Genomic DNA, 22,623 nt, shown 5'->3' on the forward strand with positions numbered 1-22,623 from the left:
TGGAATGCCTTCCGTGCCGACGTCCGACGCGCCGAAGTCCGATGTCCCGAAGCTGGAACTCCTCCCCGCCGTCGACGTCCGTGACGGCCAGGCCGTACGCCTCGTCCACGGCGAGTCCGGCTCGGAGACCTCGTACGGCTCCCCCCTCGAAGCCGCCCTCGCCTGGCAGCGCGCCGGCGCCGAGTGGCTGCACCTCGTCGACCTCGACGCGGCCTTCGGCACCGGTGACAACCGGAAGCTGATCGCCGAGGTCGCCGACGCCATGAACCTCAAGGTCGAGCTGTCGGGCGGCATCCGCGACGACGCCTCGCTCGCCGCGGCCCTCGCCACCGGCTGCACCCGCGTCAACCTCGGTACGGCCGCGCTGGAGACCCCGGAGTGGGTCGCCCGGGTCATCATCCAGCACGGCGACAAGATCGCGGTCGGCCTCGACGTACGGGGCACGACCCTGCGCGGCCGGGGCTGGACCCGCGACGGCGGCGACCTCTACGAGACGCTGGCCCGGCTGGACGCCGAGGGGTGCGCGCGGTACGTCGTCACCGACATCGCCAAGGACGGCACCCTCCAGGGCCCCAACCTGGAGCTGCTGAAGAACGTCTGCGCCGCGACCGACAGGCCCGTCGTCGCCTCCGGCGGGGTCTCCTCGCTGGACGACCTGCGGGCCATCGCCGGCCTGGTGCCCGAGGGCGTCGAGGGCGCGATCGTCGGCAAGGCGCTGTACGCCGAGGCGTTCACGCTGGAAGAGGCGCTCGCGGCGGTGTCCGGATGAGCGGCGACCCCGCGGCCGTACGGAAGATCTCGTCCGGCGGCCCCTGGGAGGAGAGCTTCGGCTACTCCCGCGCGGTGGAACTGCCGAACGGGCTCGTCCTGGTGTCCGGCTGCACGTCCGTGGTCGGCGGCCGGATCGCCGAGGGCGGCCCGTACGAGCAGACCGTCACCGCGTTCGGCGTGGCCCTCAAGGCGCTGGAGGAGCTGGGGCTCGGCGCGGAGCACGTCGTACGGACACGGATGTACCTCACGCACGTACGGGACGCCGACGAGGTCGGCCGCGCCCACAAGGAACTCTTCGACGCGGCCAGGCCCGCCGCCTCCATGCTCGTGGTGGCGGGTCTGATCGACCCGAGCCTGGTGGTGGAGGTCGAGGTGGAGGCGTACCGGGGCGCCGTGAACCCGCGGGGAGGCACCGCATGACGCTGGCCGTACGGGTGATCCCCTGCCTGGACGTCGACAACGGCCGGGTCGTCAAGGGCGTCAACTTCCAGAACCTGCGCGACGCCGGCGACCCCGTCGAGATGGCCAAGCTGTACGACGCCGAGGGCGCCGACGAGCTGACCTTCCTCGACATCACCGCCTCGTCCGGCGACCGCGAGACGACCTACGACGTGGTGCGCCGCACGGCCGAGCAGGTCTTCATCCCGCTCACCGTCGGCGGCGGCGTACGGACCACCGAGGACGTCGACAAACTGCTGCGGGCCGGCGCGGACAAGGTCGGTGTCAACACCGCGGCCATCGCGCGCCCCGAGCTGATCCGCGAGATCGCCGAGCGCTTCGGAAGCCAGGTCCTGGTGCTGTCGGTCGACGCGCGCCGGACCCCTTCGGGCTCCTTCGAGGTCACCACGCACGGCGGCCGCAAGGGCACGGGCCGCGACGCCGTCGAGTGGGCCCACGAGGCGGCGGAGCTGGGCGCGGGCGAGATCCTGCTCAACTCGATGGACGCCGACGGCACGAAGGACGGCTACGACACGGAGATGATCGAGGCCGTACGCGCGCACGTCACGGTCCCGGTCATCGCCTCGGGCGGCGCGGGACGGCTGGCCCACTTCGCCCCGGCGATCGAGGCGGGCGCCGACGCCGTCCTGGCGGCATCGGTCTTCCACTTCGGCGACCTGCGCATCGGCGAGGTCAAGGACGCGCTGCGGCAGGCGGGACATCCGGTGCGCTGAGGACGGACCGGCGTGAGAGCGGGCCGAGGGGCGGCCGGAAGGGCGCCCCTCGGCCCGTTCGCGTTTCCCGGCCCCCTCCCTCTCCGGCCCCCTCCCTCTCCCTGTTTGTTTCCCTCTCCTCGCTCTTGAGCCGGTGCGGATCCGCAGGAATTATTGTGCAACTAATGTTGCGCAACTTTTCTTTTCTGTCTACGGTCGGGGCCATGGCAGACCAGGAACGGCGCAGGATCACCGATCTCGCCACCCTCAAGGCCCTCGGCCACCCCCTGCGGCTCAGCCTCTACCGGGCGCTCTTCATCGCCCGTCAGGCCACCGCCTCACACCTCGCCGACCAGGTCGACGAGGCCGTCTCACTCGTCAGTTACCACCTGCGCAAACTCGCCGAGCACGGGCTCATCGTGGAGGCCGAGCGGCAGGGGGCGGACGGGCGCGAGCGCTGGTGGCGGGTCGCCTCCGAGGGAGTGAGCTGGGGGCACGAGGACTTCAGCGACGCGCCCGAGGAGGTCGCCGCGTACAGCGCCGTCGGCCGGCTCGTCTTCGAACAGCGCGCCGCCCAGTACCGCGCCTTCCTCGACAGCCAGAACGCCTGGCCCTCCGAGTGGCGCACCGCCTCCTTCAGCAGCGAGTACCTGGCCCCGCTCAGCGCGCCGGAGCTGGAGGAGTTCAACCGGGAGCTGCACGAGCTGGCGATGCGCTACCAGGACCGCGGGCGCGCCGCCGAGGACGCGGGGGACACCCAAGGACGCGAGACCGTCGCGCTCCACCTGTACGGCTTCCCCTTCCGCACCTGAGAGAGGACGGCACCGCCGTGAGCGCACCCCTCAGACCGATACCCGCCCCTTGCGCCGCCCCCAACGCCCCCGCCGTCGAGCGCCCCGCCCACCGGGACGCCAACGTGCTGCGCTGGCTCGGCGCCTACACCGCCTCGACGGTCGGCGACAACGTGTACTTCATGGCGCTGTCCTGGGCCGCCGTCCGCGGTGGCAGCCCCGCGCAGGCCGGGCTCGTCCTCGCCGTCGGCGCCGTCCCCCGCGCCCTGCTGATGCTCGGCGGGGGAGTGATCGCCGACCGCTTCGGGCCCCGCCGGGTCGTCATCGGCGGGGACGCCGTCCGCTGCGCCGTCATCCTGGGCGTCGCCCTCGCGCTGCTCTTCACCACCCCCGCGCTCTGGACGCTCCTCGCGGTCGCCCTGGTCTTCGGCGCCGTCGACGCGCTCTTCCTGCCCGCCGTCGGCGCCCTGCCGCCCCGGATCACCACCCCCGGCCAGCTCGCCCGCGTCCAGGGGCTGCGCGGTCTCGCCCAGCGGCTCGCCGGGGTGACCGGGGCGCCGCTCGGCGGGCTCGCGGTGGCGCTCGGCGGACCCGCGGCCGCGTTCGCCGTCGCCGGGGCGCTCTTCGCCGTGTCGCTGCCGCTGCTCATCGCCGTACGCATGACGCCGGGACCGGTCAAGGACCCGGCGGACGGCCGCACGGGCCCCGGGGCAGGGGCCTGGGGCGAGCTGCGGGACGGGCTGCGCCACGTCCGCCGCCACCGGGTGCTCGCCCCGCTCATGGCCACCGTCGCCGTCGGAGAGCTGGGCTTCGTCGGACCGCTCAACATCGGGCTCACGCTCCTCGTCCGGGAACGCGGCTGGGGCGCCGACGGCATGGGATGGATCGTCGCGTCCTTCGGCGCCGGCGCCGGCCTCAGCGCACTGCTGCTGACCGTACGGGGACGCGTACCGCGCGCCGGGCTCGTCCTGTCCCTCGGCCTGTGCGGCGGCGCCGTCTGCGTCGCCGCCGTCGGATACGCCCCGTCCGTCCCGTACGCCGTGGTCGCGGGCGCCCTGATCGGACTGCTCGCCGGGCTGGGCGGGGCGCTGTGCGCGGCGCTCCTCCAGACCACCGCCGACCCGGCCTACCTGGGCCGGGTCACCTCCGTCTCGACGCTCGTCACCCTCGGGATCGCGCCCCTGTGCTACCCGGTCGTCGGCGCCGCGGTCGGCCTGTGGGGCGCGGGCCCGGTCTTCCTCGCCTGCGCCGCGGTCTGCGCGTCCGGGGGCCTCATCGGGCTCAGCTCGACGCCACTGCGCCGGGCCGAACTCCCGCGCTGAGGCCGCCGGGCCGCGCCTCCCCCCCCGTACTGCTACGCCGTACCCCTACGCGATGCCCAGCTTCGCGTCCCGGATCCGTTCGATCGCCTCCTTGTCCCCCGCCAGCTCCACCCGGGCCGCCTCCTGCCGCCCCGACACGAACAGCAGCAGCTCGCTCGGCTCGCCCGTCGCCGTCACCACCGGGGTGCCCCGGTGCGCCACCGCCGTCTGGCCGTCCGGGCGGCGCAGGACCAGGCCCACCGGGGACTTGCGGCCCATCATCCGGCCGCCCTTCTCCAGCCGTGACCACAGGGTGTCGGCGAAGACGCGGTCCACCTCCCTGGGTGTCCAGTCGGGCTGCGCCCGGCGGACGTCCTCGGTGTGGATGTAGAACTCCACCGTGTTCGCCACCTCGTCGAGCTGCTTGATGCCGAGCGGCGACATCCGGGGCGGCCCCGACCTGATGAGCTGGATCAGCTCCTCGTACGGCTTCGCGACATACTCGGCCTGCACCCGCTCCAGCCGGTTCCTGAGCGCGGCCAGCATCATCCCGCCCGCGGCATCGGGGCGGCGTTCGCGGACCACCACATGGGCCGCGAGATCGCGGGTGAGCCAGCCGTCGCAGAGCGTCGGTGCCTCGGGGCCCGCGGCCTCCAACAGGTCGGCGAGCAGAAGTCGTTCACGCTTGGCATGGGTCGACATGCCTCCAGCGTACGGCGGCCCCCACCCGTCCGCCCAGTGGACGCCGGGCCCGGCCGGCCGGGCGGGCGCGGCACAATGGCCGTATGACCAGCACGACCGGGGCCCCGTCCCCGACCGGAGGGCTCGACCCCGCCATCGCCGACCGTCTCAAGCGCAGCGCCGACGGCCTGGTCCCGGCGATCGCCCAGCAGTACGACACCGGCGAGGTGCTGATGCTCGGCTGGATGGACGACGAGGCCCTGCACCGCACCCTGACCACCGGCCGCTGCACCTACTGGTCCCGCAGCCGCCAGGAGTACTGGGTGAAGGGGGACACCTCCGGCCACGTCCAGCACGTGAGGTCCGTCGCCCTGGACTGCGACGCGGACACCGTCCTCGTCCAGGTCGACCAGGTGGGCGCCGCCTGCCACACCGGCGCGCGCACCTGCTTCGACGCCGACGTCCTGACCCTCGGGCCGGTGAGCGGGAGGGCCTGACGCCCCTCCGCACGCCTCCCTTCCCCGTACGCGCAACCGAGTAGGGTCAGCCGCCATGGACCTTGAGACCTTCCGCAAGCTGGCGGTGGACCGCCGCGTCATCCCCGTCAGCCGGCGCCTCCTGGCGGACGGGGACACCCCGGTCGGCCTGTACCGCAAGCTCGCCGCCGAGCGCCCCGGCACCTTCCTGCTGGAGTCCGCGGAGAACGGCCGCTCCTGGTCCCGCTACTCGTTCGTCGGCGTACGGTCGGCCGCCACCCTCACCGAACGCGACGGGCGCACGCACTGGCTGGGCACCCCGCCCGTCGGCGTCCCCGTCGACGGCGATCCGCTGGCCGCGCTGCGCGCCACGGTGGAGACCCTGCACACCCCCCGCGACCTCGCTTCCGGCATGCCGCCCTTCACCGGCGGCATGGTCGGCTACCTCGGGTACGACATCGTCCGCAGGCTGGAGAAGGTCGGCGACCACGCCCGCGACGACCTGCGCATCCCCGAGCTGACCATGCTGCTCACCTCGGACCTCGCCGTCCTCGACCACTGGGACGGCTCCGTCCTGCTGATCGCCAACGCGATCAACCACAACGACCTCGACACCGGGGTCGACGAGGCGTACGCGGACGCCGTCGCCCGCCTCGACGCGATGGCCGCCGACCTCGACCGGCCGTTCCACGCCCGCCCCGCCGAGCTGCCCGCCTCCGAACTGCCCGAGTTCACCGCGCTGTGGGGCGGCGGCGCCTACCAGGACGCCGTCGAGGACATCAAGGAGCGGATCAGGGCGGGCGAGGCCTTCCAGGTCGTGCCCTCGCAGCGGTTCGAGACGCCCGTCACCGCGAGCGCGCTCGACGTCTACCGGGTGCTGCGGGCCACCAACCCGAGCCCGTACATGTACCTCTTCCGGTTCCCCGGCACCGAGGACGGCGGGGCCGCCTTCGACGTCGTCGGCTCCAGCCCCGAAGCGCTCGTCAAGGTCGAGGACGGCCATGCGATGGTCCACCCCATCGCCGGCACCCGGCCGCGCGGCGCCACCCCGCAGGAGGACCAGGCGCTCGCCGACGAACTCCTCGCCGACCCCAAGGAGCGCGCCGAGCACCTGATGCTCGTCGACCTCGGCCGCAACGACCTCGGGCGGGTCTGCGAGCCGGGCAGCGTCGAGGTCGTCGACTTCATGTCGGTCGAGCGGTACTCGCACGTCATGCACATCGTGTCCACCGTGACGGGCCGGGTCGCCGCCGGCCGTACCGCCTTCGACGTGCTGACCGCCTGCTTCCCGGCGGGCACCCTCTCCGGCGCGCCCAAGCCGCGCGCCCTCCAGATCATCGACGAGCTGGAACCCACCCGGCGCGGTCTGTACGGCGGATGCGTCGGCTATCTCGACTTCGCCGGGGACTCGGACACGGCCATCGCCATCCGTACGGCGCTGCTGCGCGACGGTACGGCCTACGTCCAGGCGGGCGCGGGCGTCGTCGCCGACTCCGACCCGGTCTCCGAGGACACCGAGTGCCGCAACAAGGCGGCGGCGGTGCTCCGGGCCGTCCACACCGCGAACCGGATGAGCGGCGCGTAGCCGTTACGGCGACGCGCGGCCCGACGACGACGGCCCCGGGCTCCGGGGGGTTTGCGGCGGTAGGGGATAGTGGGGTACGTGAGTGCCGTACCCGTACCCCAGCCCCGTACCGCCGCAGCCGCCGCGGCCACCGACACGCGCGGTAGCCGCCGCAGTCTCGCCGCGGCCCTGCTCCTCGGTGCCCTCGGCGCCGCCGTGGTGCTGATCGCCTCCGGCCAGACCTGGGCGGAGGGCGCGGCGGCCGTCGGAGGCGGTTCGCTGCCGCTCGACGCCGACGGCCGGGACATCACCGGTGTCCCGGCGGCCCTGGCCATCGTCGGCCTCGCCGCGCTCGTCGCGGTCTTCGCCGTCCGCGGAGCCGGGCGGCTGCTCGTCTCCGCGCTGCTCGCCCTGAGCGGTGCGGGCGCGGCCGTCTCCGCGTTCCTCGGCGCCTCCGACAGCGCGGCGCTGAACGACAAGGCCGCGCGGACCACCGGCGACACGGCCGCCACCGTCTCCGGGCTGAGCCACACCGCCTGGCCCTACGTGACCACCGCGGCCGGCGCGCTGATCCTGCTCGCGGGGGTGCTCGCCCTCGTGTACGGCAGCCGCTGGCCCGCGATGTCCGGCCGCTACGAGCGGCCGGGCCAGGCCGCCGCGGCCGGTCCCGGCGGCGCCCCGGGGCGTGGCCGTGCCGCGCGCAAGGCGCCCGTGGTCGACCCCGACCGGCCCGAGGACCTGTGGAAGGCCCTGGACCGCGGCGAGGACCCGACCCGCGAGAGCTGACGCACCGAGAGCTGGCTCACACCGGGCCACCCCCGGGATCCGTCCGGCCCGCGCATGCGGGACAATATGGCGTGAGCGTCCGACTCACCCAGCGCATCCGGCGCAACAGCAACGAGGAGCAACTCATGGCGGGCAGCAGCCACGGACACACCCCGGCGGCCTGGACCGGCGTCACCATCGCCTTCATCGGCTTCTGCGTCTCGGGAGTCGGCATGGTGGCGGTCAACTTCGTCGCGTTCTACGGCGGCCTCGCCGTGGTCGTGCTCGGTGGGATCGTGGGCATGGCGATGAGCGCTGCGGGCATGGGCATGCCCAAGGAGTCGCCGGAGCTGACCGCGGCCCGGAACGCGGCGGCGAACAAGCAGGTGAACCTGCGCTCCGAGGACATCAGGGCCCAGATCCTGGCCCGGACCGAGCCGCACGCGACGCACGAGGCCGCCGCGCCGCTCACCGCCCAGGCGCAGGTTCAGACCGTCTGACCCGTACGTCCAGCAGTCCGCTGTACCCGACGCAGTCCGGCCAGGCCGGGCTGCGTCTTTCCGTGGGACCGGCGACAATCACCGGGTGGACCACGCCCCGAACCCCCGGAACGCGCCGGACGCCCCGCACCCGCCCGCGGCCGCGCCGCCGTACACGTCGTACGCGCCGTACGAGGTGCCGCGGTCCGCGTCCCGGACCAGGCGGCTGCTGACGCCGCTCGCCATCCTCGCCGGGGTCGCCGCCGCGTTCAGCTACGTCGGCCTGGTCGACCCGAACGAATCCGGCCACTACCCGCCCTGCCCGCTCTACAGCCTCACCGGCCTGTACTGCCCCGGCTGCGGCGGTCTGCGCGGCGCCCACGCCCTCGCCCACGGCGACCCGCTCACCTCGCTCGGCGACAACGCGCTGGCCTTCGCCGGCTACGGGATCTTCGCCGTCGTCTGGGTGATCTGGGTGGTGAGAGCCGGAAAAGGGCTCCCCCTGCGCATCACCCAGCGGCCCCTCTGGTGGTGGACCCTCGGCGTGGTCGTCGTGGCCTTCAGCGTCATCAGGAACCTCCCCTTCGGGGCGTCGCTCGCGCCCTGACGGGCCGCCGCGGTGGCACGCGCGGCCGACCGGATGCGAGCCCTTCGGCCACTTCCGGCTAGCATCGGGAGGGCGACACGACGACATGGCCGAACAGGACCCGATGGCGGCCCCGGCCGCCGTCGGTACGATCCGTAACTGAACCGCACCCGTCTTGGAAGGGGGCCGCTCGCGTGAGTGTGCTCGACGAGATCATCGACGGCGTACGCGCCGACCTCGCAGAGCGGCAGGCGCGCGTCGGCCTCGACGAGCTCAAGGAGCGCGCGGCCAAGGCGCGCCAGGCGAAGGACGGCGTCGCCGCGCTGAGCGGCGAGGGCGTCCAGGTGATCTGCGAGGTCAAGCGCTCCAGCCCCTCCAAGGGCGCGCTCGCCGCGATCGCCGACCCCGCCGCCCTGGCGGCCGACTACGAGGCGGGCGGCGCCGCCGTCATCTCCGTACTGACCGAACAGCGCCGCTTCGGCGGTTCGCTGGCCGACCTGGAGGCCGTCCGCGCCCGGGTCGACATCCCGGTCCTGCGCAAGGACTTCATCGTCACGTCGTACCAGCTCTGGGAGGCGCGCGCGCACGGCGCCGACCTGGTGCTGCTGATCGTCGCCGCGCTCGAACAGCCGGCGCTCGTCTCGCTGATCGAGCGGGCCGAGTCCATCGGGCTCACCCCGATCGTGGAGGTCCACGACGAGGACGAGACCGAGCGCGCCGCCGACGCCGGAGCGAAGATCATCGGTGTCAACGCGCGCGATCTGAAGACCCTCAAGGTCGACCGCTCCACGTTCGAGCGGGTCGCCCCGGAGATCCCGGCCGGCATCCTGAAGATCGCCGAATCGGGTGTGCGCGGGCCGCACGACCTGATCGCGTACGCCAACGCCGGGGCCGACGCCGTACTCGTCGGTGAATCCCTGGTCACCGGCCGTGACCCGAAGTCCGCGGTCGCGGACCTCGTCGCCGCGGGCGCGCACCCCGCGCTGCGGCACGGGAGGGACTGACCCCGCCATGCCCGCCGCCACCGCCCGCTCCGCGGCCGTCACGCCGGACACCCACGCGCCGCTCGCGCGCGGGTGCCGCCCGCGTGGCTGCCGCGCGCCGGCCCGGCGGGTGCACGGACGACGGGTGCGGTACGTGATCGGGGACGAACCCGGCCAGGTCAACGGAATGCGATGGCGCCCGTAACCGCGCCCCGGGCCCCGGCGGACCGATAGGTCCTCCGCCAGGGCCTCGGCGCGGTGCGCGCCGGAGCAGGTGGTCGCCACGAGGTGCGCGACGACGCCCGCCCGGCGCACTACGGTGCTCTCCGTCCGTTGCTTCCGAGGAGTTCCCGCGTGTCCGAGTTCTTCATTCCCGACCCCGAGGGTCATGTCCCGAACGCCGAGGGGTACTTCGGCGCCTTCGGCGGCACCTTCATCCCCGAGGCGCTGGTCGCCGCCGTCGACGAGGTCGCCGTCGAGTACGACAAGGCGAAGAGCGACCCCGCCTTCGCCGCCGAGCTGGACGAGCTCCTGGTCCACTACACGGGCCGGCCCAGTGCGCTGACCGAGGTCCCCCGGTTCGCCGAGCACGCGGGCGGCGCCCGGATCTTCCTCAAGCGGGAGGACCTGAACCACACCGGCTCGCACAAGATCAACAATGTGCTCGGCCAGGCCCTGCTGACCAAGCGGATGGGCAAGACCCGGGTCATCGCCGAGACCGGCGCCGGACAGCACGGGGTCGCGACCGCGACCGCGTGCGCGCTGTTCGGGCTCGAATGCACCATCTACATGGGCGAGATCGACACCCGGCGCCAGGCCCTGAACGTGGCCCGGATGCGGATGCTCGGCGCCGAGGTCGTCCCCGTCACGTCCGGCAGCCGGACGCTGAAGGACGCCATCAACGAGGCGTTCCGTGACTGGGTCGCCAACGTCGACCGTACGCACTACCTGTTCGGTACGGTCGCGGGCCCGCGCCCCTTCCCCGCCATGGTCCGCGACTTCCACCGCGTCATCGGCGTCGAGGCCCGCCGCCAGATCCTGGAGCGCGCGGGACGGCTGCCCGACGCCGCCGTGGCGTGCGTGGGCGGCGGTTCGAACGCGATCGGGCTCTTCCACGCGTTCATCCCCGACGCGGACGTCCGCCTGGTGGGGTGCGAGCCCGCCGGACACGGCATCGCGACCGGCGAGCACGCCGCCACCCTGACGGCGGGCGAGCCCGGCATCCTGCACGGCTCGCGGTCGTACGTCCTCCAGGACGAGGAGGGCCAGATCACCGAGCCGTACTCGATCTCCGCGGGGCTCGACTACCCGGGCATCGGCCCGGAGCACGCGTACCTCAAGGACAGCGGGCGCGCCGAGTACCGGGCCGTGACCGACGACGACGCGATGCGGGCGCTGCTGCTGCTCTCGCGCAGCGAGGGCATCATCCCGGCGATCGAGAGCGCGCACGCGCTGGCCGGGGCGCTGGATCTGGGGCGTGAACTGGGGAAGGACGGCCTGATCGTCGTCAACCTCTCCGGGCGTGGCGACAAGGACATGGACACCGCCGCCAAGTACTTCGGTCTGTACGACGACGGCGCCACCGGCGAGGGCGACGGTAACGGGACCGGTAACGGGGAGGACGCCAAGTGAGCGGGAACATCGGGCTGCTGAGCGACACGCTCGCCGGCGCCAAGGCCGAGAACCGGGCCGCGCTGATCGCCTACCTCCCGGCGGGCTTCCCCACCGTGGACGGCTCCATCGCGGCCGTGAAGGCCGTGTTCGAGGGCGGCGCCGACATCGTCGAGGTCGGGCTGCCGCACAGCGACCCCGTGCTCGACGGCCCCGTCATCCAGACCGCCGACGACATCGCGCTGCGCGGCGGCGTGAAGATCGCCGACGTGATGCGCACGGTCCGTGAGGCGTACGAGGCGACCGGCAAGCCGGTGCTCGTGATGACGTACTGGAACCCGGTCGACCGGTACGGCGTCGAGCGGTTCACCGCCGAACTGGCCGAGGCGGGCGGCGCCGGGTGCATCCTGCCCGACCTGCCCGTCCAGGAGTCCGCCGTATGGCGCGAGCACGCCGAGAAGCACGGTCTGGCGACCGTCTTCGTGGTGGCGCCCAGCAGCAAGGACGCGCGGCTGGCCACGATCACCGCGGCCGGCAGCGGCTTCGTCTACGCGGCGTCGCTGATGGGCGTCACCGGGACGCGGACCTCCGTGGGCCTGGAGGCGCAGAACCTGGTGGCGCGGACCCGGGCCACCACCGAGCTGCCGGTCTGCGTCGGGCTCGGGGTGTCCAACGCCGAGCACGCCGCCGAGGTCGCGGGCTTCGCCGACGGGGTCATCGTCGGCTCCGCGTTCGTCAAGCGGATGCTGGACGCGCCCGACGCGGCGGCCGGGCTGGTCGCGGTGCGCGAGCTGGCCGCCGAGCTTGCCGAGGGCGTACGCAAACGCTGACCGCCCGACCCCGGGAGCACCGGGTGGCTGGGTCACCCGTACGGGTGGAAGTGGGACCGGGGAGGTGCGCAGGCGCCTCCCCGGTTCGTTTGTGTGGGCGTGAGCGAGAAGAACCGAGAGTCAATGAGGAGCGCGAGAGAGCGGCTCCAGCAGGAACGCGTGGCGGACAGGGCGCGCGAGAAGCGCAGGCGCACGCTGATCATGGCGGCGGCCGTGGCCGGTGTGCTCGGCCTCGTCGGTGTCGTCGGGGTGATCGCGGCGAACGTGAAGAAGAACAGAGGAGCGGAAGCGGCGGCCGCGGTGAGCGCGCCGTCCGGTGTGAACGGCAAGGACGACCTGGCGATCCCCGTGGGGGCGGCGGACGCGCCGTCCACCCTCACGGTGTACGAGGACTTCCGCTGCCCGGCCTGCGCCCAGTTCGAGAACGGCTTCCGGAGCGTGATCCACGGGCTGGAGCGGTCGGGCGAGCTGAAGGTCGAGTACCACCTGGCGACGATCATCGACGGCAACATGGGCGGTACGGGCTCGCTGCGCTCGGCCAACGCCGCCGCGTGCGCGCAGGACGCCGGGAAGTTCCCCCCGTACCACGACCTGCTGTACGCGAACCAGCCGCTGGAGACGGACGACGCCTTCGCGCGGAACAGCAAGCTGCTGGAGCTGGCGGGCAAGGTGAACGGCCTGGAGTCGGCGCCCGGCTTCCGGCAGTGCGTGGAGAAGGGCGAGCACGACCGGTGGGTGGCGAAGGCCGCCGAGGCGTTCCGCACGGGCGGTTTCTCCGGGACGCCGACCGTGCTGCTCAACGGGGAGGCGGTCTTCCCGAAGAAGGGCGGCGAGGACATCACCCCGCAGAATCTGAAGAAGTGGGTCCAGGAGGCCAACAAGGGCAAGAAACCGGGCACGGCCACGCCCACGGCGCCCTCCTCGATCCCGGCGGGCGCCCCGCAGAGGGGCCAGCGCGGCCCCGACGAGGCACCCGCGCCGGAGTCGGCGACCGGGTCCGCGTCCGAGCCCCAGGCTCAGCCGGGCACACTGCCCGCCGCCTGAACAAGGGGACACCGACGGTGCCGGGGATACCGGGGCGACCGGTGGGGAAGCGGCCCGGCCGCTGCCCTTCAGGGACGCCGGTCAGGGAGAAAAAAGCCGGGCGGGTTGCCTCAGCTCCCGCCCGGCCCTGTACCGTCGGGTCTGATATGGACCTTGCCTACATTCCCAGCCCGTCGACCGGAGTGCTCCACCTCGGACCACTACCGCTGCGCGGCTATGCGTTCTGCATCATCATCGGTGTCTTCGTCGGCGTCTGGTACGGCGGCAAGCGCTGGGTCGCCCGGGGCGGAAAAGTCGGCACCGTGGCCGATGTCGCTGTCTGGGCGGTGCCCTTCGGACTGGTCGGTGGCCGTCTCTACCACGTGATCACCGACTACCAGCTCTACTTCAGCGAGGGCGAGAACTGGGTCAACGCCTTCAAGATCTGGGAGGGCGGCCTCGGTATCTGGGGTGCGATCGCGCTGGGCGCGGTCGGTGCCTGGATCGGCTGCCGCCGCCGGGGCATCCCGCTCCCGGCGTACGCGGACGCCATCGCGCCCGGGATCGTCCTCGCGCAGGCCATCGGGCGGTGGGGCAACTGGTTCAACCAGGAGCTGTACGGCAAGCCGACGGATCTGCCGTGGGCGCTGGAGATCAGCGCGGGCCCGAACCGGGAAGCCGGTCTCTACCACCCGACCTTCCTCTACGAGTCGCTGTGGTGCGTCGCCGTCGCGGCCCTGGTCGTCTGGGCGGACCGCCGCTTCAAGCTGGGCCATGGCAGGGTCTTCGCCCTGTACGTCGCGGCGTACTGCGTGGGGCGTGCCTGGATCGAGTACATGCGTGTCGACGAGGCGCACCACATCCTGGGCCTCCGGCTGAACGTCTGGACGGCGGCGCTCGTCTTCCTGCTCGCGGTGGCCTACATCGTGATCTCGTCGCGGCTGCGGCCGGGGCGTGAGGAGATCGTGGAGCCCGACCTCGACCCGAAGGCCGACGCGAAGGCGGACGGCGGGTCCGGGGCCAAGTCGGACGGCGAGGCGGACGACGCGAAGGCCGGTGCGAAGGTGGCGGGCGCCACCAAGGCCGCCACGAAGGCTGATGCCAAGGCCGACGCGGGCTCCGGCTCCACGGACGCCGGGAAGACCCCCGCCGGGTAGCCTGCGGCGGACAAGCGGTGTACGACGGCGGTCCGGCCTGTGCCGGGCCGCCGTCGGCGTGTGATGACGGGGTACGGCGGACGTCCGCCGGTGGATACGGCGGGCCTCCGTCGGTGAGCCGGCGGTCGGTGCCGCCTGGGTGAGGCCCTGGCCACCACCGGCCGGGAACACCCCCGCTCGCCGACCGCAGGAGCCCGTCAGGGCGGCCCTGTGGGACATCAGCGTCGAGCTGACCGGTCGGGCCGGTCCGGATTTCGACCTCGCGCCGTGGTGAGAGGCGGCGACGGCGCCTGGCGGGCCGGCGGTCGCGTCAGGTGAGCGCCTCCGGTCCCCGTACCGCCAGGGCGAGGGTGCGTCGCGCCGCCGCCACGATCGCCGCGTCCACGAAACGCCCGTCGACCAGCGCCTGCGCGCCCGGGTCCTCGGCCGCCGCCTCGACGATCTCCTCCGCCGACGCGATCTCCTGCGGGGAAGGCCGGTAGGCGCGCTCGATCACCGGGAGCTGACGCGGGTGGATCGCCGCCCTGCCCAGCAGGCCCAGCGCCCGGCCGTGGCGGCAGGAGACCGCCAGCCCGTCCAGGTCCCGTACGTCAGGGAAGACCGACTGGGCCGGGGGCGCCAGCCCCGCCGCGCGGGCCGCCACCACGGTCCGGCCGCGCGACCAGTCCAGGCCGCTGTCGTCCCGTACCCCCAGATCGGCGCGGAGATCCGCCTCGCCCAGGGCGATGCCACGGACCGCCGGGTGCGCGGAGGCGATGGCGTGGGCGTGCTCCACGGCGAGGGCCGATTCGAGCAGGGCGTAGAGCGCGACCCCGGGGGCGCGGGCCGCCGCGCGGTGGATGTCGGAGGCGTGGGTGACTTTCGGCAGCCGGAGTCCTTCGAGCCCCGGCAGCGCGGCGACGGCGGGGAGGTCCGTCTCGTCGGCGACCCGGACATGGACGGGGACCGGATGGGGCCCGGCCAGGAACTCGGCGGTGGCGGCCCGTGCGTACGCCTTGCGCTCCGGCGCCACCGCGTCCTCCAGGTCCACGATCACCACGTCCGCGCCCGACGACAGCGCCTTCGCCATCACCTCCGGCCGGTCCCCGGGAACGTACAGCCAGGTCAGCGGGGTGGGCACGCCGCTCACAGCGCGCCCTCCGCGCGCAGCCCGGCGATCCGCGCCGCCGACAGGCCCAGCTCGGCGAGGACCGTGTCGGTGTCCGCGCCGTGCGGCCGGCCCGCCCAGCGGATCGCGCCGGGGGTCTCGGAGAGCCGGAAGAGGACGTTCTGCATCCGCAGCGGCCCCAGCTCGGGGTCCTGGACCTCGGTGACCGTGTCCAGCGCCCGGTACTGCGGATCGGTCATCACGTCGCGGATGTCGTAGACGGGCGCGATCGCCGCCTCGGCCCTCTCGAACGCGGTCAGCGCCTCGTCACGGGTGTGGCGGGCGATCCAGGAGCCGACCGCGTCGTCCAGTGTGTCCGCGTGGCCGGCGCGCCCGGCGCCCGTCGCGAACCACGGTTCGTCGATCAGCTCCGGGCGGCCGACCAGCCGCATCACCCGCTCGGCGACGGACTGCGCCGAGGTGGACACCGCCAGCCAGGAGCCGTCGGCGGTGCGGTAGGTGTTGCGGGGCGCGTTGTTGCGGGAGCGGTTGCCGGTACGGGGCTGGACGTAGCCGAGCTGGTCGTACCAGAGCGGCTGCGGCCCCAGAACGGTCAGGATCGGCTCGATGATCGCCAGATCGACCACCTGGCCCCGGCCCGTCGCGTCCCGCCCGCCGAGCGCCGTCATCACCGCGTACGCCGTGGCCAGCGCGGCGATCGAGTCGGCGAGGCCGAAGGGCGGGAGCGTGGGCGGCCCGTCCGGCTCGCCCGTGGCGGCGGCGAAACCGCTCATCGCCTCGGCGAGCGTGCCGAAGCCGGGGCGGTGCGCGTACGGACCGAACTGGCCGAAGCCGGTCACCCGGGCCAGTACGAGCCGGGGGTTGGCCAGGGAGAGCTCGTCCCAGCCGAGGCCCCACTTCTCCAGGGTGCCGGGCCGGAAGTTCTCGATGATCACATCCGTGCGCGCGGCGAGCCCGAGCAGCAGCTCACGGCCGCCCCGGGTGGAGAGATCGAGCGTCATGGTCCGCTTGTTGCGGCCGAGCAGCTTCCACCACAGGCCCACGCCGTCCTTGGCGGGGCCGTGCCCGCGCGACGGGTCGGGGCGGGTGGGGTGCTCGACCTTGATCACCTCGGCGCCGAAGTCACCGAGGAGGGTGGCGGCCAGCGGCCCCGCGAAGAGCGTCGCGAGATCGAGGACGCGCATCCCGGCGAGGGGGAAGGGGCGGGCGGGGGCTCCGGGCGCGGTGGCGGCGGTCGTCCCGTGCGCCGAGTACACCCTGTCCGCCCCGTGTGTCTCGTGCGTCTCGTACGTTCTGCGCGTCATCGGACCTCGGTCTCGGTGCGGTCGGGGGCGGCTCCGCCGCGTACGGCGCGGGTGGTCTCGCGGGTCAGCTCCGCGAGGGTGTCGAAGCCGATGCCGTGGAAGCCGGCGACGGAGGTCGCGAGCCGGTTCTTGAGCGGCGCCGTCCAGCGGTCGGGCAGCCTGGCCGGATGCCCGGCCAGCAGTCCGGCGATCGAACCGGCGCTCGCGCCGTTCGAGTCGGTGTCCCAGCCCCCGGACACGACACGGCAGATGGAGCCGCTGAAGTCGCCCTCCGCATGAGTGAGCGCGGCGGCGAGCAGCGCGGCGTTCGGGACCGCGTGAACCCAGTGGTAGTGGCCGAGTTCGGCGTGCAGCACATCGGCCACGGCGTCGAAGTCCCCCTGGGCACCGGCCGTTTCGATGCCGAGACACACGGCCTCGGCCAGCCGGGAGCGTGGTGGTACGACGCGGAGCCCGGCCCGCAGACAGGCGTGCACATCGGCGCTGTGGGCCGCCGCCGCGATGACCGCGGCGAGGAACATCGCGCCGTACACCCCGTTGGCGGTGTGGGTGAGCGTCGCGTCCCGGTAGGCCTGCGTGGCGGCGGACGCGGGGTCGCCGGGGTGGGTCCAGCCGTGCGGGTCGGCCCGGATCGCCGCCCCGATCCACTCCCGGAACGGGTTGCGGTACCGGGCGGTGTCCGGCGGCTCGATCCCCGCGAGCAGATTGCGGTAGGCGATCCGCTCGGCGGTGAACGTACGCCCGGCCGGCAGCTCGTCCAGCCACACCCGGGCGACCTGCGCGGTGGTGAACTCCGGTCCGTGGCGCCGGAGAAGCACCAGATTGAGGAGCGGATAGTTGAGGTCGTCGTCCTCGGGCATCCCGTCGATGTTCTCGGCGAGCGAGGTCGGTCCGGAGCGCCGGTTCCACGGGTACGCGGCGGCCAGTTCGGCCGGCACCCCGCGCGCGGTGAACCAGGTGCGCAGGGGCCAGTTGCCGGTGGCGCGGCCGAGGGCGCGAATACCGGCGAGGGGGAGTTTCTCGACGGGCTTGCCGAGCAGACAGCCGGCGGCGCGACCGAGCCAGGCGGCGTGCAACGCGGGCTGGGTGAGGGCGGGTTGGGGGAGCGAGGGAGAGGCGGAGCGGGTTTCCTCGTCACGTGCTCCCCGCGGTCCGGGAGGCCAGGACGGGCAGGCCGCCCGGACCGCGGCGAGATCCGTCGGCTCGGCCTCGGCGTGCGGGGCGGGCAGCTCGGCCAGCTCGTCCAGCAACTGGGCAGCCAGCACGCGTAGTTGAGGCGTAGCGGGTTCCGGAGAGGCGCCCGCGCGCCCCGGGGCTGGAGCCCCGCCCGCCGCCCGCCAGCGGTGGGCGATCTCGGTGGCGTCGCGGCCGTCCTCCGCCGCCTGGCGCAGCTCATGGCCCACCAGGTCCTCGGGCTGCACCCAGGTGAGCCGCAGGCCCGTCACCGTACCTCCCGCGACTGACGCCCGGTCAGCCGGACGAAGGCCGACGCGTGGGCCCGGTGCCGCTCCGTGTCCCGCGCGAACACCTCGTACGCCACCTCCGTCAACTCCCGTGCGGGGGAGCGCAGATCGAGGCGGCTCGCCTCGGCCACCCGGTCCGCCCACTCCGTCGGGACCGCCACCTCGCCGCCGAGCGCCCCCGCGAGCGCGCCGCTCATCGTGGCGATCGAGTCGCAGTCCCGGCCGTAGTTGACCGAACCGAGCACCGTACGGCGGTAGTCGCCCGCGCCGATCAGCAACATGCCCAGTGCGATGGGGAGTTCCTCGATGGAGTGCAGCCGGGAGGGCCTGCGGGCGCCCAGGGAGGGCGTGCGGTAGAGCGGTCCCACCGTGTCGAAGGGGGCGACGGCCTCACGCAGCCCGCGCAGCGCCGACTCCGTGCAGCGGTGGCGGGAGGCCACCTCGCACACCGCCTCGATCGCGGCGCGCGTGCCGTCCTTCGCGACGGCGAGGCAGGTCTCCACCACCGTGGCGGGCGTGGCGTCCGGCGCGCAGGCGGCGGCGACGGCCGCGGCGAAGACCCCGGCCGCCTCACGCCCGTACGAGGACTGGTGCGCGCCCGCCACATCGATCGCCTCGGCGTACGCGGCCCGCGGATGCGCGGCGTTGACCAGTCCCACCGGCGCCATGTACATCGCGGCGCCGCAGTTGACGATGTTCCCCGTGCCCGCCTCGCGCGGGTCGACATGCCCGTAGTGCACCCGCGCGACCAGCCACTTCTCGGCGAGGAAGATCCGCTGGAGGGGCAGCGCCTCGGCCTCCAGCTCGGGGATCCAGCGCGGGGTGGAGATCAGGTCCGGGACCAGGTGCTCGGCGATCGCGTACGCGTCGAGGTGGTCGCGGACCTGGGCGTACACCCGGATCAGGGCGTGGGTCATCAGGGTGTCGTCCGTGATGTGCCCGTCGCCCTTGTGGTACGGGGCGAGGGGGCGCGCGGTGCGCCAGTCCTCGTTCCACGGTCCGACGATGCCGGTCACCCGGCCGCCGTGCCGCTCCACGATCTGCTCGGGGGAGTACCCCTCGACCGGGCCGCCGAGCGCGTCGCCGACGGCCGCGCCGATCAGTGCGCCGGTGATCCGGTCGGCGAGGGCCGGTGTGCCGGGAGGCTCGGAGGAGTCAGGTGTGACGTGAGGCGGAGTGTGGGAGGGAGTCTGGGGCGGTGTGTGAGGTGGGGGCGTGCCGGGCGTCGGGGGAGTGCTCAGCGTCGTCATGTCGGAATTGTCCCCCCGGGAAGGTCAGTTCCGTGGCTGTGAGCAGCCCGGCGAGTTCCACCAGATCCGTCCCCGCGAGCCGGGGCAGCGCGCACCCCGCGAGTGTGCGGCAGGCGTCGCGCCAGGCGGCGGGTACGGCGTCCCCGCCGCCGAGCGCGCCGGTCAGCGCGCCGGCCAGCGCGGGGGCGGAGTCGGCGACCCGGGAGAGACAGGCGGCGGCCGGCACCGCGCCGCTGACCTCGCCCCGGGCGGCGAGGGTCAGGGCGAGGGCGACGGGGACGGTCTCGGCCGCGGCGATGCCGTAGCTGTAGACGTGGTCGACGATCTGATGCTCCAGCAGCGGTACGAGGGCGAAGGCGCCGGCCGGTTCATGGGCGAAGTCCTGGGCCAGTTTGACGGCGTGGCGGGCGTTGCGGCCGATCTCCGTGGTGCCGGGGAGCTGGGCGAGCGCGGCGTCCACGGCGGCCTCGGGGTCCGCGCCGCCCAGCGCGGCGGCGACGGCCGCGGCCATCGCGCGGGCGCCGTGCACCCCGTCGCCGTCCTGGGTGTACCGGGCGTCGAACTCCGCGAGCGCGGCGGCGCCGGAGGGGTCGCCGGGGTGGACGGTGGCGAGGACGGCGGCGCGGACACAGGCCGCGTCGTCGAAGAAGTGCGGATTGTCGTGGCCGGTGGCGGGCGGGCGCAGCCCGGTGGCGAGATTGCCGAGGCCCGCGCGTACGGAGATGCGGGCCCGCAGCGGCGGCACGGCCGACTCGACCTCGGGCGCGCGGGCCGCGGCGGCGGCGATCTCGCCGGCCAGGGAGTTCCAGGCCTGGTCGACGGCGACCCGGATCCTGCGGGCCGCGGTGAACCCGTCGAAGCGCCGGCCGGCGGCGGCGAGTACGCACCCGGCGGCGAAGGCGGCCCATTCGGCGTCGTCGGAGGGCCCGAGCCGGAGCGGTTCCGGCGGCTGGTTGAGGGCGATGGGGACGGGGAGGGTGGTGGTCGCGTTCTGCTCGGCGAACGTGTCCAGCTCGCGGGTGAGCCGCCGGGTCCACTCGGGCATCCGGGCCGCCCGGTGGCGCGCGGCGGGCCAGCCGGCCCCGTCCCCGGCGGCGAGCCCGAGGAGCAGGCCCTCGATCCGCCGGAGCGGGTCACGGGCGGCGGCGTCACGGGCGGCGGCGGGGGAAACGCCGGCACGGGAAGCGTCCGTACCGGATACGGCGGCGGAAGCGCCCCCGTATGAGGCCTCGGCGCGGGGGAGGCCGTCGCGTGGGCCGCGTCCGGCCGCCCACGCGAGGCGCCGCACCGGCGCGCCCGTACCGTCGGTGTCCGGGGCGGGTGTCAGGCCGGGCCCGTGCGTACCGTCGGTGTCCGGGGCGGGTGTCAGGCCGGGCCCGTGCGTACCGTCGGTGTCCGGGGCGGGTGCCAGGCCGGGCCCGTGCCTGCCTTCCGTGTACGCGCTGCCGGCGTGCGAACCGTCTCCGTACGAACCACCCCCGGCGCGTGAACCGTCCCGCACGCTCCCGCCCGGTCCGCCCCCCGTCCCCGTCCCCGGTCCCGCCACGGCCGCCGCGTCGTCCTGTTCCGTTGTCATGTGGCCGCCTCTTCGTTGTCGTACGGATCGGCGTCAGACGGACCCTCGCCGTACGGATCGGCGGCGCACGGGACCTTGTCGAACCGTTCGTCGTCGTAGGGAGTGAGCAGGTCAGCGATGTCCAGGACGTGGTAGCCGCGCATCGAGGGCAGACAGCTTCCCCGCACCGGGCCGATGGCCGAGGCCCATTCCGCGGGGATCGCCCGGGCCCCCGACAGGGCGCCCGCCAGTGCGCCCGCGACCGCCGCCGTGGTGTCCGCGTCGCGGCCCATGTTGACGGCCGTGAGCACGGACGTACGGAAGTCGCCGCGCGCCGCCGCGAACGCGCCGAAGGCCAGGCCGACCGCCTCGGGCGCCAGGTCGGTCCACGGGTAGCCACCGATGACCACCGCCGAGCGGACCGCGCGTTCCCTGGTGAGGGTGTCGGGGTAGGCGCGCTGCGCGGCGACGACGCCGCGGCGCAGGGTGCGGGCCGTCCAGGAGTCCATGGGGATGACGGAGAGCGCGGCGGCGATCACCGAGGCGGGTCCCGCGCCCGTCATCGCGGCGGCGACGCCCGCCGCGACCGCCCGGCCGCCGTAGATGCCCTCGCCGTCGTGGCTGACCCGGCCGTCGACGGCGACCAGCCGCGCCGCCTCCTCCGGGCGGCCCGCCGCGAAGACCCCGAACGGCGCGGCGCGCATCGCCAGCCCGTCGCTCCAGGCGTGCCGGTGCTGGGCGGTGATCGGCGCGGCGAGCCCGCGCCTCAGGTTCTCCAGGGTGCCGCGCTCGCTGAAACCGGCCCCGCGGAAGGGGCCCTCGTCGTGGTCCGCGAGCCAGTGGTGCCACGCCTTCTCGACATGGGCGACGGTCAGGGCCGAGCCGTGCCGGGCGAGCAGCAGCCCGGAGAAGATGGCGTACTCGGTGTCGTCCGTACCGGCCGGATGCTCGGCCACGTACCCCTCGATCCGGCCCCAGCGGCGCCGGATCTCGGAGGGCCGCATGTTCTCGGCGGGCGCGCCGAGCGCGTCACCGACGGCCAGTCCCAGCAGCGCGCCGCGCGCCCGGTCCCGTACCACCGCGATCTCGGCGGCGGGGTCGCACGCGGTCCGTTCCATGGTGTGCCCCCTCGCCTCGGCCTCTGCACCCACTGCACCCACTGCGCCCTCGTGTCCTTGCGTCCTCGTTCTGGCATCCCTGCCACGCCGGACACCGGACGAGTCGGGTGGCACCCCGCTGTCACCCGGGTGGCATCCGCGGACGCGCATCACCTGCCATGCTCGCGACCATGACGGCGGAGGCGGACGGCACACGGATCGAACCGGCGCGGATGGCGGACGTCCACCAGGTGCTCGCCGACCATCCCCGCTACTGGGGCGAGCGCGACCTCCGGTCGCTGCACCTGCTCGCGCTGGTGCGGGAGTTCGGCCCGACATGCCTGGTGGCGCGCGGTGAGGACGGCATCCGCGGGTACCTCTTCGGGTTCGTCACCCCGACCGGCACGGGGTACGTCCATCTCGTCGCCGTCCGGGACGACGCGCGGGGCACCGGACTCGGGCGACGGCTGTACGGGGCGTTCGCCGAGGCCGCGCGGCACCAGGGCGCGCAGCGGCTGAAGGCCGTCACCTCCGTGGGCAACGCCGGCTCCATCGCCTTCCACCGCAGTCTCGGTTTCTCCGTGGAGATCGTCGCCGACCACGACGGGCCGGGGCGGCCCATGGCCGTCTTCCACCGCGATCCACCGTTCGGCGATCCGGGCACCTGACCCCCTTCC

General features: G+C 74.1%; 23 protein-coding genes and 1 pseudogene. 17 read left to right on the forward strand and 7 right to left on the reverse strand.

The genetic code is table 11. The features are described 5' to 3' along the window. The first annotated feature begins 4 nt into the window (after positions 1 to 4). From priA to ACFXPL_RS14790, 5 genes are all read left to right on the forward strand, one after another. A complete protein-coding gene (gene priA / locus ACFXPL_RS14770) occupies positions 5 to 769 on the forward strand; it encodes a bifunctional 1-(5-phosphoribosyl)-5-((5-phosphoribosylamino)methylideneamino)imidazole-4-carboxamide isomerase/phosphoribosylanthranilate isomerase PriA (RefSeq protein WP_384918024.1) in 765 nt (254 codons plus the stop codon). Continuing rightward, the gene (locus ACFXPL_RS14775; protein WP_384918027.1) at positions 766 to 1,191 is read left to right on the forward strand and encodes a RidA family protein; all 426 of its coding nucleotides are present in this window, start codon (positions 766 to 768) and stop codon (positions 1,189 to 1,191) included. Before priA ends, ACFXPL_RS14775 begins: the two co-directional genes overlap by 4 nt. Beyond that, positions 1,188 to 1,943: an imidazole glycerol phosphate synthase subunit HisF gene (gene hisF, locus ACFXPL_RS14780; protein WP_384918030.1), complete on the forward strand. Its 756-nt coding sequence runs from the start codon at positions 1,188 to 1,190 to the stop codon at positions 1,941 to 1,943. Before ACFXPL_RS14775 ends, hisF begins: the two co-directional genes overlap by 4 nt. Before the next feature lie 203 nt (positions 1,944 to 2,146). Beyond that, positions 2,147 to 2,734 carry an ArsR/SmtB family transcription factor gene (locus ACFXPL_RS14785; RefSeq protein ID WP_384918033.1) on the forward strand — a complete coding sequence of 196 codons (588 nt, stop codon included), beginning with the start codon at positions 2,147 to 2,149 and terminating at the stop codon, positions 2,732 to 2,734. Between the two features lie 17 nt (positions 2,735 to 2,751). Next, a complete protein-coding gene (locus tag ACFXPL_RS14790) occupies positions 2,752 to 4,035 on the forward strand; it encodes an MFS transporter (RefSeq protein ID WP_384918036.1) in 1,284 nt (427 codons plus the stop codon). Positions 4,036 to 4,080: 45 nt separating this feature from the next. On the opposite strand, the gene ACFXPL_RS14795 is transcribed toward ACFXPL_RS14790, so the two are convergent. Next, a complete protein-coding gene (locus tag ACFXPL_RS14795) occupies positions 4,081 to 4,716 on the reverse strand; it encodes a TIGR03085 family metal-binding protein (protein ID WP_384918038.1) in 636 nt (211 codons plus the stop codon). Between the two features lie 83 nt (positions 4,717 to 4,799). Here ACFXPL_RS14795 and hisI point away from each other — a divergent pair, with 83 nt between their 5' ends. The 11 genes and pseudogenes from hisI to lgt all read left to right on the forward strand — a co-directional run bounded on the left by hisI (position 4,800) and on the right by lgt (position 14,169). Further along, a complete protein-coding gene (hisI, locus tag ACFXPL_RS14800; RefSeq protein WP_384918041.1) occupies positions 4,800 to 5,192 on the forward strand; it encodes a phosphoribosyl-AMP cyclohydrolase in 393 nt (130 codons plus the stop codon). Positions 5,193 to 5,247: 55 nt separating this feature from the next. Next, positions 5,248 to 6,756 carry an anthranilate synthase component I gene (locus tag ACFXPL_RS14805; protein WP_384918044.1) on the forward strand — a complete coding sequence of 503 codons (1,509 nt, stop codon included), beginning with the start codon at positions 5,248 to 5,250 and terminating at the stop codon, positions 6,754 to 6,756. A 69-nt stretch (positions 6,757 to 6,825) separates the two neighbouring features. Beyond that, the gene (locus ACFXPL_RS14810; RefSeq protein ID WP_384918047.1) at positions 6,826 to 7,521 is read left to right on the forward strand and encodes a TIGR02234 family membrane protein; all 696 of its coding nucleotides are present in this window, start codon (positions 6,826 to 6,828) and stop codon (positions 7,519 to 7,521) included. 125 nt (positions 7,522 to 7,646) lie between these two features. Further along, positions 7,647 to 7,886: pseudogene (locus ACFXPL_RS14815) on the forward strand (HGxxPAAW family protein); the annotation flags it as partial. 199 nt (positions 7,887 to 8,085) lie between these two features. Further along, positions 8,086 to 8,586: a DUF2752 domain-containing protein gene (locus ACFXPL_RS14820; RefSeq protein ID WP_384918050.1), complete on the forward strand. Its 501-nt coding sequence runs from the start codon at positions 8,086 to 8,088 to the stop codon at positions 8,584 to 8,586. A 173-nt stretch (positions 8,587 to 8,759) separates the two neighbouring features. Next, positions 8,760 to 9,569, forward strand: coding sequence for an indole-3-glycerol phosphate synthase TrpC (gene trpC, locus ACFXPL_RS14825; protein WP_384918053.1), 810 nt, complete (start codon positions 8,760 to 8,762; stop codon positions 9,567 to 9,569). Between the two features lie 7 nt (positions 9,570 to 9,576). Next, a complete protein-coding gene (gene trpM / locus ACFXPL_RS14830; protein WP_384918056.1) occupies positions 9,577 to 9,753 on the forward strand; it encodes a tryptophan biosynthesis modulator TrpM in 177 nt (58 codons plus the stop codon). Between the two features lie 149 nt (positions 9,754 to 9,902). Next, positions 9,903 to 11,180, forward strand: a complete 1,278-nt coding sequence (trpB, locus tag ACFXPL_RS14835) for a tryptophan synthase subunit beta (RefSeq protein WP_384918059.1) — start codon at positions 9,903 to 9,905, stop codon at positions 11,178 to 11,180. Beyond that, entirely contained in the window at positions 11,177 to 11,989 is an 813-nt protein-coding gene (trpA, locus tag ACFXPL_RS14840) for a tryptophan synthase subunit alpha (protein WP_384918062.1), read from the forward strand. Before trpB ends, trpA begins: the two co-directional genes overlap by 4 nt. Before the next feature lie 99 nt (positions 11,990 to 12,088). Next, positions 12,089 to 13,033, forward strand: coding sequence for a DsbA family protein (locus tag ACFXPL_RS14845; RefSeq protein ID WP_384918064.1), 945 nt, complete (start codon positions 12,089 to 12,091; stop codon positions 13,031 to 13,033). A gap of 146 nt (positions 13,034 to 13,179) precedes the next feature. Continuing rightward, positions 13,180 to 14,169 (forward strand): prolipoprotein diacylglyceryl transferase, encoded by a 990-nt coding sequence (gene lgt, locus ACFXPL_RS14850; RefSeq protein WP_384918067.1) that lies wholly within the window; start codon positions 13,180 to 13,182, stop codon positions 14,167 to 14,169. 310 nt (positions 14,170 to 14,479) lie between these two features. Here lgt and ACFXPL_RS14855 read toward each other — a convergent pair whose 3' ends face one another. The 6 genes from ACFXPL_RS14855 to ACFXPL_RS14880 form a co-directional block, all read right to left on the reverse strand. Next, positions 14,480 to 15,298 carry an HpcH/HpaI aldolase/citrate lyase family protein gene (locus ACFXPL_RS14855; protein WP_384918069.1) on the reverse strand — a complete coding sequence of 273 codons (819 nt, stop codon included), beginning with the start codon at positions 15,296 to 15,298 and terminating at the stop codon, positions 14,480 to 14,482. After that, on the reverse strand, positions 15,295 to 16,461 hold the full coding sequence (locus tag ACFXPL_RS14860) for a CaiB/BaiF CoA transferase family protein (protein ID WP_384918159.1): 1,167 nt from the start codon (positions 16,459 to 16,461) through the stop codon (positions 15,295 to 15,297). Before ACFXPL_RS14860 ends, ACFXPL_RS14855 begins: the two co-directional genes overlap by 4 nt. 116 nt (positions 16,462 to 16,577) lie before the next feature. Beyond that, on the reverse strand, positions 16,578 to 18,026 hold the full coding sequence (locus ACFXPL_RS14865) for an ADP-ribosylglycohydrolase family protein (RefSeq protein ID WP_384918072.1): 1,449 nt from the start codon (positions 18,024 to 18,026) through the stop codon (positions 16,578 to 16,580). Further along, on the reverse strand, positions 18,023 to 19,294 hold the full coding sequence (locus tag ACFXPL_RS14870; protein WP_384918075.1) for an ADP-ribosylglycohydrolase family protein: 1,272 nt from the start codon (positions 19,292 to 19,294) through the stop codon (positions 18,023 to 18,025). The genes ACFXPL_RS14865 and ACFXPL_RS14870 overlap by 4 nt, the downstream gene beginning before the upstream one ends. Beyond that, positions 19,200 to 20,414 carry an ADP-ribosylglycohydrolase family protein gene (locus ACFXPL_RS14875; protein WP_384918162.1) on the reverse strand — a complete coding sequence of 405 codons (1,215 nt, stop codon included), beginning with the start codon at positions 20,412 to 20,414 and terminating at the stop codon, positions 19,200 to 19,202. Before ACFXPL_RS14875 ends, ACFXPL_RS14870 begins: the two co-directional genes overlap by 95 nt. 452 nt (positions 20,415 to 20,866) lie before the next feature. After that, positions 20,867 to 21,967 (reverse strand): ADP-ribosylglycohydrolase family protein, encoded by a 1,101-nt coding sequence (locus ACFXPL_RS14880; protein ID WP_384918078.1) that lies wholly within the window; start codon positions 21,965 to 21,967, stop codon positions 20,867 to 20,869. Positions 21,968 to 22,137: 170 nt separating this feature from the next. Between ACFXPL_RS14880 and ACFXPL_RS14885 the strand changes: the two genes are divergently transcribed. Next, positions 22,138 to 22,614, forward strand: coding sequence for a GNAT family N-acetyltransferase (locus ACFXPL_RS14885; protein ID WP_384918080.1), 477 nt, complete (start codon positions 22,138 to 22,140; stop codon positions 22,612 to 22,614). The last annotated feature ends 9 nt before the right edge of the window (positions 22,615 to 22,623 follow it).

The organism is Streptomyces sp. NPDC059092 (assembly GCF_042756365.1).
In the GTDB taxonomy this organism is placed as follows: Bacteria; Actinomycetota; Actinomycetes; order Streptomycetales; family Streptomycetaceae; genus Streptomyces.